This window comes from Paraburkholderia terricola (assembly GCF_900142195.1).
Lineage (GTDB): Bacteria > Pseudomonadota > Gammaproteobacteria > Burkholderiales > Burkholderiaceae > Paraburkholderia > Paraburkholderia terricola.
Map to the genome: position 1 here is coordinate 1 of NZ_FRAB01000064.1, position 10,013 is coordinate 10,013.

The following is a 10,013-nucleotide window of genomic DNA, read 5'->3' on the forward strand; positions in this document are numbered from 1 at the left end:
CTCATCGTCATACCGCCGTTGCGGGCCGGGCCTCGCGCTCGGAGGTTGAGGCTCCCGGCACAGAACGCGGATAGCGTGCTTGCGGTGATAGCCGGTTACCTGAACAAACTCGTCCAGTATCTCGCGCTTCTCATTCCGGTCCGAACGGCGGTACCGCTCACCGACTGCCTCGGTCAATTCCCGTCGTGTTGTCATGCTGAGCTGCCTCGCCATAAGTCGCTCCCGCCAGCATTCTGACGGGTAGCAAATTACATGAGGCAACGACCCTGGCTCGGTAACAAAAAACCTGAGTCAATGCGCCGGTTTACCGACAAGCATCTTGGCGGGTCGGCCGACGTGATTGTCGCTGCGTTAGGAGGCCATGATTGTCGCTCCGTTCGGGGGCACTGGGTAATTGACGGCGGCGCTCTTTCTGTTTGTCGCTGGCTTTGACGAATCGCCGCTGGCCAGCGCCATCACATGCGCCTTGGCACCGCAATGACAAAGGAGCCTCGAAGCCGATGCGATATGGGGCGGTGAAGTCAGGCCGCTAACCCGTGAACTGGTCGATTGCGTCGTGACGTTGAACGCGGCGACACAAAGCTACATGGACGACTTGCGCAACGAAGGGGACAACTTCAAAGCGGATCACGAATTCGGGCGCAAGGTGAGGTCGGAGGTTTTTGCTTCGCGCGGCGCAACGAATAACGAACTTACAGACCGGAATACCAAAGCTTTACAAGCGCTAGAGGAATTCGCGCTGCCCTCGCTTAGATAGCAGTCTATCTGTCGAGATTCATTCAACTCGGAACTGGACGCGCCGCTACAGCGGGTCCGCTCGATAGAGAGCTTAAGCCCCATGCCCCAGCTCCTGAGCGAGCCCGATCAGGATCCCTTCGGGGCCCCGGATGTAGCAGAGCCGATACGCGTTTTCGTACTGGGACACTTTGCCGACGAGTTCCGCGCCGCGTTTACCGAGACGGGCGAGCGTATCGTCGATGTCCTCCACGGTAAACATGACGCGTAGGTAACCAAGGGCGTTCACCGGGGTGCGACGGTGATCGGCGACCACAGGTGGCGCAAGGAATCGGGATATCTCGAGCCGGCTGAGACCGTCCGGCGTACGCATCATGGCAATTTCGACGCGCATGCCGCGCAATCCAGTGACGCCATCTGCCCAGTCTCCTTCGATGGGGGCACGCCCCTCGAGCTCAAGGCCGAGTTCGGCAAAAAATTCGATGGCGGCATCGATGTCTTCAACCACGATGCCGACGTTGTCCATACGCTTCACCGTCATGATGGCTCCCTGGCGCCTGGCTGAAGCGCCGATGGTAACGCTGCCGACCTGAGCTACCGCTCAAGCTCAGGGCTATCCGCGCGATTAGCTGCGAGAGAGATGCAGGCTACACCAGGGCACCGGATATCTGTCATCCGCGAACGCCCGCTTACCAGCCGAAATCGACCTCTTCTCGACAGAGGCCATGTCGAGCAAATCCAACTAAGGCCGAGCGCTCATCTGAACGCTATACGCCCCATTGAAAACAACGGGACGGTCCAGCATCGGGGGAGCAAAGACACCCGCCCAGCGCCGCAAGCCCTTCACCCGGAATTGAATAAAAAACATTGGCTGCTACCGTACAGACCTCTCCCATCGGCCGTGACAAGGTGGACTGAGACAGACCCACGGCGCCACCATCATGACCAAGTCCGTCCTCACTGCGCTCACCCTGATTATTGCAATAGGCGCTGGGTTTACCCCAGTCCTGTGCCGCGCCTACGCGCTCGACGCTCAGCTCGACTGCAAATCGAACGCGCACGCGTTCATCGCTCCGCTCGTGACCGATCGATATATCGATCCGAAGCCGATGCGTGTCGAAGCCAACTCGGTCAATGCATTCAAACCGGCACACGACGGCAACCTGACGGCGTTCGGTTTTCGCGTCTACGCCGTTCTCGGGTATGAACACGGCGACACGATATTCAAACAGGGAAGCGGCCAGCCCATTACAGATTCCGCCTATGGCGCGGTGGTGGTGGGCTCGACCGAGGACGTGGAAGCGCGCGTACGGAAGGCCGGCAGCGACGCTGTCGTGCGGCAGGTCATTCCCCTTGTGCTCACGGTCATCTTCTGCAGCGCGCAATGACGTGCTACGCACCTTCATCCATGGGCCGGCCACAACTAAACCGCTACCGCTCCGCTTGCATGAATGCGAGCAATGCCGCGCCGACTTCATCGTCGATGGTGTTGAACGAGTGGACCACGGAGATGTGATTGTGTCCCGCGACGCGCGCCCACGTCGGGCAGCGCTTTGTAACTCAACGAACCCGCGAACTGCCCGACGACTGACCAGAACCGTCCGCCAGATGCCGCACCAACGCCTTCTCCGGCCGCGGCATCGCGTTCATGTCGCGCATGCAGATCAGCAACTGGCGCGTCGCCCAACTATCGGTCAACTCGATCATGCGGATGCCCGGCCGCCCGCGATAACGCTTCGCCGCCGTGGCCGGCACGATGCCGACGCCCGCGCCTTGCTCGACCATGCGGCAGATGCCGTCGAAAGTTCGCACATGGGTGCGGAAGTTGAGCGTTCCGCCAGCCAGTAGCGCGCGCTCGCCCAGATACGCTTGCAACGCGCTGTCCGCGCTCAGCCCGATGAATTCGCGGTCGGCCACCTCCGCCAGCGTGACGCGGCGACGCGTGGCGAGCGCGTCGTCGCGGCTCGCGATCAGCACCAGCTTGTCGACGGCGAAGGGCAGCGTTTGCAACGCGCCATGCTCGACCGCATCCGAGATGATGCCGATCTCCGCCGCGCCGGTGAGTACCGCCTTGACCGTCTCGCTGCTTTGGCGTTCCTTCAGATCGATCTGCACATTCGGATGATCGCGCAGAAAAAGGCCGATCGCCGCGGGCAGGAATTCGGTGATCGCGGCGGTGTTGGTCCACAGGCGGATGCAGGCTTTGCGTCCTTCCTGATGCTCGCCCAGTTCACCTTGCATCCGTTCGATCTGGCCTAGCACGAGCCGCGCGTGATGCGCGAGCGTGTCGCCCGTGGGCGTGGATTCGACGCCGCGCCGGCCGCGTTCGAGCAAGGGCATGCCCAGGGCGTCTTCCATGCCGCGCAGCCGCGCGCTCGCCGACGGCAACGACATGTTCGCGCGCGCGGCGCCGTGCGTGATGCTGCCGGTTTCGAGGATATACAGAAAGAGCCGCAGGTCGATCAGATCGAAGCGCATGGAGGGGCGTTTGCCTTGTCTCGGTTCGGGTTGCCAGCCTAAGCCATAGCCTAAGTCACGGTAAGTATCTTACGCATTGTGGCCGGGCTTGCGGCAATCGAAAATCGTCAATATCACAACCATGAACAGGCTCCCGATGAGTTCTTCCCTTGCGATGCACGCAGGTCTGGTCGCGGCAACTTTCGTCGTCGCCGGCTTCGTCAAGGGCGTGACCGGCATGGGTCTGCCCACCGTCGCGATGGGCGTGCTCGGCACGCTGATGCTGCCGGCTCACGCGGCCGCGATGCTGCTGTTGCCCTCGTTCGTCACGAACCTCTGGCAATTGTTCGCGGGACCGAGCGTGCGGGCGCTGGTCGGGCGCTTGTGGCCGATGATGGCGGGCATCGTCGGCGGCACGATTGCCGCCGCGTCGTTTATCGCGGGCGGGGGCGGCGAATGGGCGGTCGCCGGTTTGGGCGCCGCGTTGACGCTGTACGCCGGCGCGGGTCTGACGGCGTGGCGTCTCGACGTGCCCAGGCGGCATGAGCGCTGGCTGTCGCCGGCAATCGGCGCGGTCACGGGCGTGATCACCGGCGGCACCGGCGTGTTCGTCGTGCCTGCGGTACCTTATCTTCAGGGTCTCGCGTTGAAGAAAGAGGACCTCGTGCAGGCGCTCGGTCTGTCGTTCACGGTCTCCACCATCGCGCTCGCGATCGGGCTCGCCAAAGAGCGTGCGTTTGCCGTCGACGACCTCGGCCACTCGCTGCTCGCGGTGGCGCCGGCGCTGATTGGTATGTGGATTGGACAGCGTGTGCGAGGGCGCATCAGCGCCGACACCTTCCGCCGCTGGTTCTTTGTTTGCCTGCTCGGCCTCGGCATTCAATTGATGGCGCGCGCATTCGTTTGATCAGGCATTGGCGACAGGCAAAGCGAGGAGGGCAAGAATCGTGTGGGCCACCATTCTGGATACGCTCGGTGCAATAGCCGTACTGGCCAGCTTGTCCGTGCAGATCATGCTGTGGCGCAGGCGCTGAGATCGGCTTCTCGCGCGGCGTGCATGGCATGCGCGCGGCATGTATTCCATCGGCGCCGCGTGGCTCGCGCGCGCCGCGCGTCGATTGTTCGCGCCTCCCGACGTATCTGTTCGCCTTCAGCCGCTTTATCCCCGCCGCCTGAATCCCTACATTGCATGCAGTGGCGGCGTCGCTGCATCGGAAGCTGCATCGGCTTCATGGGCGCCAACTCGCGAATCATCGCCGCACTACGTCGGCGCAACCCAATCGAAAGGAAACGATCATGAGCAAGCTCACAGGCAAAGTCGCGGTTGTAACGGGCGCATCGAAAGGCATCGGCGCGGCGATTGCGAAAGCGCTGGCCGCGCAAGGCGCTTCGGTGGTGGTGAACTATGCGTCCAGCAAGGCGGGCGCGGACAGCGTGGTCGCCGCGATCACCGCGGCGGGCGGCAAGGCGGTGGCGGTCGGCGGAGACGTCTCCAAGGCGGCGGACGCGCAAGGCATCATCGACGCCGCGGTCGAAACGTATGGCCGCCTCGACATCCTCGTCAACAACTCGGGCGTGTACGAGTTCGCGCCGATCGAGGAGATCACCGAAGAACATTTCCATAAGCACTTCAACGTCAACGTGCTGGGTCTGCTGCTGACCACGCAGGCGGCGGTCAAGCATCTGGGAGAAGGCGGCAGCATCGTCAACGTCAGTTCGGTGGTGACGCGCCTCACGCCGCCGGGCAGCGCGGTTTATACGGGCACCAAGGGCGCGGTGGACGGCATCACCGGCGTGCTGGCACGCGAACTCGGTCCGCGCAAGATTCGCGTGAACTCGGTAAACCCGGGCATGATCGCGACCGAAGGCACGCATAGCGCGGGCATCGTCGGCTCCGATCTGGAGCAGTGGGCGATCAGCACGACGCCGCTCGGCCGCATCGGCCAGCCTGACGAGGTCGCCGACGTTGCCGTGTTCCTCGCGTCGGACGACTCGCGCTGGATGACGGGCGAAACCCTGATTGCCAGCGGCGGCGCGCGTTAAGGCGTTCAAGTAGAGGCATTGGCCGCGTCGCTGTGTGGTATCGCAGCGCGCGGCGCTTGCTTCACATGCGGCATGTTTTACCGCCGCGTATGAAGCACTGCAACCGTATGTGCGTTGCATAGGGTTTGTCCTGAACCCCGTCCGCCCCCGCTTAAGTTGCTGCTGAAATTGTCGTTAGTGTGAAGGAAAGGCGCAAAGGCGCTCACCGCATTCACACTATGACCCGCGCCCATTCCAGACTCCTGGCGGTACATTTTGCCGCCGCCGTTATTTTCGTCTCGTTGTCGGTGCAAACCGACGCAGCCGCGGCCGTCGATCCGCTCGACGCGCGTAACGCACGTAACGCCCGCCACGTACCCGCCGGTGACCTACCCGCGAGCGAAGCCGCCGACATCGCGCCGGACGCCGATGCCGACACGCTCGCCACGCTGCCGCTCGAGAAGCTGATGAGCGTTCAGGTGGTGACGTCCGCGTCGAAATTCACGCAGTCGGTGAGCGACGCGCCTTCCGCCGTGGTGGTGCTGAGCGCGGCGGACATCCGCGATTTCGGCTGGCGCACGCTTTCCGACGCGCTCGCGTCGCTGCCGGGGCTCTACGTCAGCTACGACCGCAACTACGCGTATGTGGGCGCGCGCGGCTTCCTGCGTCCGGGCGATTACGACAGCCGCTTCCTGCTGTTGATCGACGGCGTGCGCACCAACGATTCGGTCTACGGCCAGGCGGTGATCGGCACCGAGGCGCTGGTCGACATGGACCTCGTCGAGCGGATCGAATACGTGCCCGGTCCCGGCTCCGCCGTCTATGGATCGAACGCGCTGTTCGGCGTGATCAACGTCATCACGAAGAAGGGCAGCGCGATCGACGGCGCGCAGACCGCCGTGGCCGTCGGCAGCTTCGGCGAAAAGAGGGCGCGCGCCACCTACGGCTGGCACGGCCAGAACGGCGCGGACCTGGTGTTGTCGGCGAGTTCGTATGTGCGCAACGGACAGGACCTGTATTTCCCCGACTTCGATACGCCGGATCAGAACCACGGCATCGCGCGCAACCTCGACTACGATCGCGCGCAGCGCCTGTTCGCCAAGGCCGCGTATGGCGATTTCTCTTTTTCCGCCGCCTATGTGAATCGCACCAAGGGCGTACCGACCGGATCGTTCGGCGCGGTGTTCAACGCGCCCAACTCGACCAACGATTCGCAGGGCTTCATCAACGGCACGTTCTCGCGTCAACTGACCGCGGGACTCGCGGTCTCCGCTCAGGCCTATTGGGGCCGCGCCGACTACCGCGGGCTCGGCACGTATCCGTACGACACCGGCACCGCCGTGGCGAGTGTCGATGGCGATCATGCGCTCTGGTACGGCGCCGACACGCACGCCACGATCACGAGCCTGCCGCGGCAGAAGATCGTGGTGGGCGCGGATTTTCGCCGCGACGCGCACCGCGACCAGTACAACTACATCGTCGAGCCGTACTCGTCGCAACTGAACGACAAGCGCTCCAGCAATCAGACCGGCGCGTATATCGAGGACGAAATCCGGCTGCCGGCGAACTTCACGCTGAGCGCGGGCTTGCGCTACGACTGGGACAGCGTGACGGCGGGCAACCTCAACCCGCGGCTCGCGCTGATCTACAAGATCACCGCGCGCGACACCGCCAAGCTCATTTACGGCACCGCGTATCGCGCGCCCAACGCTTACGAGCTGTATTACAACGTGCCCGGCGAGGGCGGCCAGGAGGCGAATCCGAAGCTCAAGCCGGAACATATCTCCACGCGCGAAATCGTGCTCGAGCATCTGTTCGAATCGAGCGGCCGCGTGACGCTGTCGCTGTTCCAGTACGCGGTGCGCGACCTGATCTCGCAGACGGTGGATCCCGCCAACGGTCTGCTGGTGTTTCAGAACATCGATCGCGCGGACGTGAAAGGCGCGGAGCTGGCCGTCGAGCGCGATTTCTTCGGCGGCGTCCGCGTGCGTGCGAGCTATTCGTGGCAACTCGCGCGCGACGGTCAGTCGGCGGTGCTGGCCAATTCACCGCGTCATCTGGCGAAGATGAACCTGCTGGTGCCGTTGTTCCATCACGCCGCGCGCCTCGGCACCGAGGTGCAATGCACCTCGTCGCGTTCGACCGGAGCGTCCACGACGGGCGGCTTCTGCATCGCCAATCTCACGCTCGGTTCGTCGCGGCTCATCAGTCATGCCGAGGTCTCGCTGAGCGTCTACAACGCGTTCAACAAACGCTACGCCGACCCGGCCGGGCCGGCGTTCGTCCAGCAGACGATCGAGCAGCAGAGCCGTACCGTGTACGCGAAGATGGTGTACGGGTTCTGACATGGGACCGACCCGAAACGTATGTCTCGCGATGGCCGTGTTGCCGTGGTGGCTGCTCATGCCGCTGTGGTGCGTGGGCCAGGTGCAGGACGTCGCGCTGAAGGCCGCCTACATCTACAACTTCGCGCTCTTCACGACGTGGCCCGCGAGCGCCGCGCCCGCGGCCTCGTTCAATGTCTGCGCGACGCGCGGCAAGCCCTTGTGGAACAGCTTGCAGAAGCTCGACGGCAAGATCATCGACGGCCGGCCGTGGACGACGGTGGACAGCGCCGCGTCGCCCAGGCCGGGCAAATGCGACATCACGGTGCTGCCGGAAGGCGCGCCCGCGCCGCCATCCTGCGGCCAGGCGAGCGCGCTGCTCGTGAGCGACGGCGGCCTGTCCGGCAGAAGCAGTGCGGCCATCACGCTCGTCACCGAGGACGAACACGTGCGCTTCGACATCGATACGCAAGAGGCGGCCCATTGCGGCCTGAAATTCAGTTCGAAGCTGCTGCGCCTCGCAAGGAACGTTCAATGAAAAGCCAGATACGACCGGAACCTTCGCGGCTCTCCAAAACGTTCGAGACCGGCCAACTCATCGCGGCCATCGCGGCCTTCGTGATCGTCGGTTGCGTGATGCTGGCTTACGAGTTCGTCTCGCTGCGCCAGGCGCTCGTCAAGGACGTCGAGATCGAAGCGGCGATCGTCGCCGACAACATCTCGGCTTCCGTGATGTTCGAGGACCATGACGCGTCGATGGAAACCCTGCGCGCGTTTCGCCCCGACCCGTCGCTGCTCTCGGTCACCGTGTACGACCGTGCCGGCTTTCTCTATGCGCAGTATCTGACGCGCAACGCCGCGCCGCCTCCAGAGCCGTCCGCCGCGGCGTTTCAGTGGCTGTCGTCGACCATCACGGTGCATCAGGAGATCCGCTATCGCGGTCATCAGCTCGGCGTCGTGGAGTTCGTCGCCAGCACGGCGGACGTGCGAACCGGCATTCTGCGCTTCGCCGGCTTGCTCGGAATCGCGTCGCTCGGCGCGATGCTGGTGGCGGCGCTCGTCATGCGGCGCGCGCGTGCGCGCATGGACAAGGCGGAGCGCGAGCTCGACTACCTCGCGCACACCGACCCCGTGACCGACCTCGCCAACCGGCGCGCGACCTACGAAACGCTCGAACGCGCGATGGAAGTGCACGCGCGCGCCGACCGCAGACTGGCGCTGCTGCTGATCGACCTCGACAACTTCAAGGGCGTCAACGACACGGCGGGGCATGGCGCCGGCGACCGGCTGCTGCGGCAGGTCGGCGCCACGCTGGTTTCCGTGGTCCGCAAACACGACGTCGTGGGCCGGATCGGCGGCGACGAATTCGCGGTGATCGCCGCGCCGGTGCGCGACAACGCCGAAGCGCTGGCGATCGCCGAGCGGATCACCGAAGCGCTGCGGCGGCCGTTTCACGTCGACGGCATCGACATGCTGGCCACCGCGAGCGTCGGCATCAGCATGTTTCCCGACGACGCCACCGCGTTGACCGAACTCGTCAGCAACGCGGATATCGCGCTCTACCAGGCGAAGGTATCGGGCAAGAACCGGCTGGCCGAGTTCAGGCCGGAGATGACCTTGCGCACGCAGCGGCGCGTGCGGCTCGAACGCGATCTGCGCAAGGCGATGGAGCGCGGCGAGCTCGACGTGTATTACCAGCCGCAATTCCGTTGCGATTCGGAGCGCATGGTGGGGGTGGAGGCGCTGCTGCGCTGGCCGCATCCCGAGAACGGCTTCATCGCGCCGTCGGAATTCATTCCGGTGGCGGAGGAGTGCGGCTTGATCGGCGAACTGGGCCGCTGGGTGCTGCTGCGCGCGTGTTCCGATGCGGCTTCGTGGCTGCGCACGACGGGCGTCGCGTTGAACGTCGCGGTCAACGTATCGGCGCGGCAGTTGCGCGACGGCGATTTCATCGACGCGGTCAGGCACGCGCTGCACGATACCGGACTGGCCGCGACGCAGCTCGAACTCGAACTGACCGAAAGCCTGCTGATGGAGGACATGGATTCCGCGATGGAATTCATGCACGCGGTGCGGCACCTGGGCGTGCGGCTCGCCATCGACGACTTCGGCACCGGCTATTCGTCGCTGTCGTATCTGCAGTCGTTTCCGATCAACCAGTTGAAGATCGACCGCAGCTTCATCCAGCTTTTGCCGGACGCCGGCACGACCATCGCCGGCGCGATCATCTCGCTCGCGCACGGCTTCAATCTGTGCGTCGTGGCCGAGGGCGTCGAGAACCGCGCGCAACTCGACTGGCTGCAACGGGCCGGCTGCGATCTGGTGCAGGGCTATCTGCTCGCGCGCCCGATCCGCGCGCAGGACATCAGCGCGATGCTGACGAGAAAGCGGGCTCAGGAGGACGCGGTGACGAGCTAGGCGTCGAGCGATGTTGATGAGCCGCCAGGTGAGCGGGGCGTTTGGCTGAGCGGCCCG

The 10,013-nt window shown here is 64.4% G+C and carries 8 protein-coding genes and 1 pseudogene; 6 read left to right on the top strand and 3 right to left on the bottom strand.

Annotation, left to right across the window (positions count from 1 at the left end; all coding sequences use genetic code 11):
• Both BUE39_RS35780 and BUE39_RS31290 read right to left on the bottom strand, forming a co-directional pair.
• A pseudogene (locus BUE39_RS35780) lies at positions 1-213 on the bottom strand (transposase); the annotation flags it as partial.
• A gap of 616 nt (positions 214-829) precedes the next feature.
• The gene (locus BUE39_RS31290; RefSeq protein ID WP_073432500.1) at positions 830-1,276 is read right to left on the bottom strand and encodes a VOC family protein; all 447 of its coding nucleotides are present in this window, start codon (positions 1,274-1,276) and stop codon (positions 830-832) included.
• A 400-nt stretch (positions 1,277-1,676) separates the two neighbouring features.
• Between BUE39_RS31290 and BUE39_RS31295 the strand changes: the two genes are divergently transcribed.
• Positions 1,677-2,123: a hypothetical protein gene (locus BUE39_RS31295; protein ID WP_073432501.1), complete on the top strand. Its 447-nt coding sequence runs from the start codon at positions 1,677-1,679 to the stop codon at positions 2,121-2,123.
• 172 nt (positions 2,124-2,295) lie between these two features.
• Here BUE39_RS31295 and BUE39_RS31300 read toward each other — a convergent pair whose 3' ends face one another.
• A complete protein-coding gene (locus tag BUE39_RS31300) occupies positions 2,296-3,213 on the bottom strand; it encodes a LysR family transcriptional regulator (RefSeq protein WP_073432502.1) in 918 nt (305 codons plus the stop codon).
• A 136-nt stretch (positions 3,214-3,349) separates the two neighbouring features.
• On the opposite strand from BUE39_RS31300, the gene BUE39_RS31305 reads away from it, so the two are divergent.
• From BUE39_RS31305 to BUE39_RS31325, 5 genes are all read left to right on the top strand, one after another.
• On the top strand, positions 3,350-4,099 hold the full coding sequence (locus BUE39_RS31305) for a sulfite exporter TauE/SafE family protein (RefSeq protein WP_073432503.1): 750 nt from the start codon (positions 3,350-3,352) through the stop codon (positions 4,097-4,099).
• Positions 4,100-4,488: 389 nt separating this feature from the next.
• Positions 4,489-5,235 (top strand): glucose 1-dehydrogenase, encoded by a 747-nt coding sequence (locus BUE39_RS31310; RefSeq protein ID WP_073432517.1) that lies wholly within the window; start codon positions 4,489-4,491, stop codon positions 5,233-5,235.
• Between the two features lie 218 nt (positions 5,236-5,453).
• Complete coding sequence (locus tag BUE39_RS31315; RefSeq protein WP_083083770.1) at positions 5,454-7,559, top strand: TonB-dependent receptor plug domain-containing protein; 2,106 nt, start codon at positions 5,454-5,456, stop codon at positions 7,557-7,559.
• A gap of 1 nt (position 7,560) precedes the next feature.
• Positions 7,561-8,076, top strand: coding sequence for a YfiR family protein (locus tag BUE39_RS31320; RefSeq protein ID WP_083083769.1), 516 nt, complete (start codon positions 7,561-7,563; stop codon positions 8,074-8,076).
• The gene (locus BUE39_RS31325; RefSeq protein ID WP_073432505.1) at positions 8,073-9,956 is read left to right on the top strand and encodes a putative bifunctional diguanylate cyclase/phosphodiesterase; all 1,884 of its coding nucleotides are present in this window, start codon (positions 8,073-8,075) and stop codon (positions 9,954-9,956) included. Before BUE39_RS31320 ends, BUE39_RS31325 begins: the two co-directional genes overlap by 4 nt.
• Positions 9,957-10,013 lie beyond the last annotated feature (57 nt).

Bases quoted from the DNA above. Each gene is read 5' to 3' on its own strand.
- BUE39_RS31290 (WP_073432500.1), bottom strand. From the start codon at position 1,276: ATGACGGTGAAGCGTATGGACAACGTCGGCATCGTGGTTGAAGACATC.
- BUE39_RS31295 (WP_073432501.1), top strand. From the start codon at position 1,677: ATGACCAAGTCCGTCCTCACTGCGCTCACCCTGATTATTGCAATAGGC.
- BUE39_RS31300 (WP_073432502.1), bottom strand. From the start codon at position 3,213: ATGCGCTTCGATCTGATCGACCTGCGGCTCTTTCTGTATATCCTCGAA.
- BUE39_RS31305 (WP_073432503.1), top strand. From the start codon at position 3,350: ATGAGTTCTTCCCTTGCGATGCACGCAGGTCTGGTCGCGGCAACTTTC.
- BUE39_RS31310 (WP_073432517.1), top strand. From the start codon at position 4,489: ATGAGCAAGCTCACAGGCAAAGTCGCGGTTGTAACGGGCGCATCGAAA.
- BUE39_RS31315 (WP_083083770.1), top strand. From the start codon at position 5,454: ATGACCCGCGCCCATTCCAGACTCCTGGCGGTACATTTTGCCGCCGCC.
- BUE39_RS31320 (WP_083083769.1), top strand. From the start codon at position 7,561: ATGGGACCGACCCGAAACGTATGTCTCGCGATGGCCGTGTTGCCGTGG.
- BUE39_RS31325 (WP_073432505.1), top strand. From the start codon at position 8,073: ATGAAAAGCCAGATACGACCGGAACCTTCGCGGCTCTCCAAAACGTTC.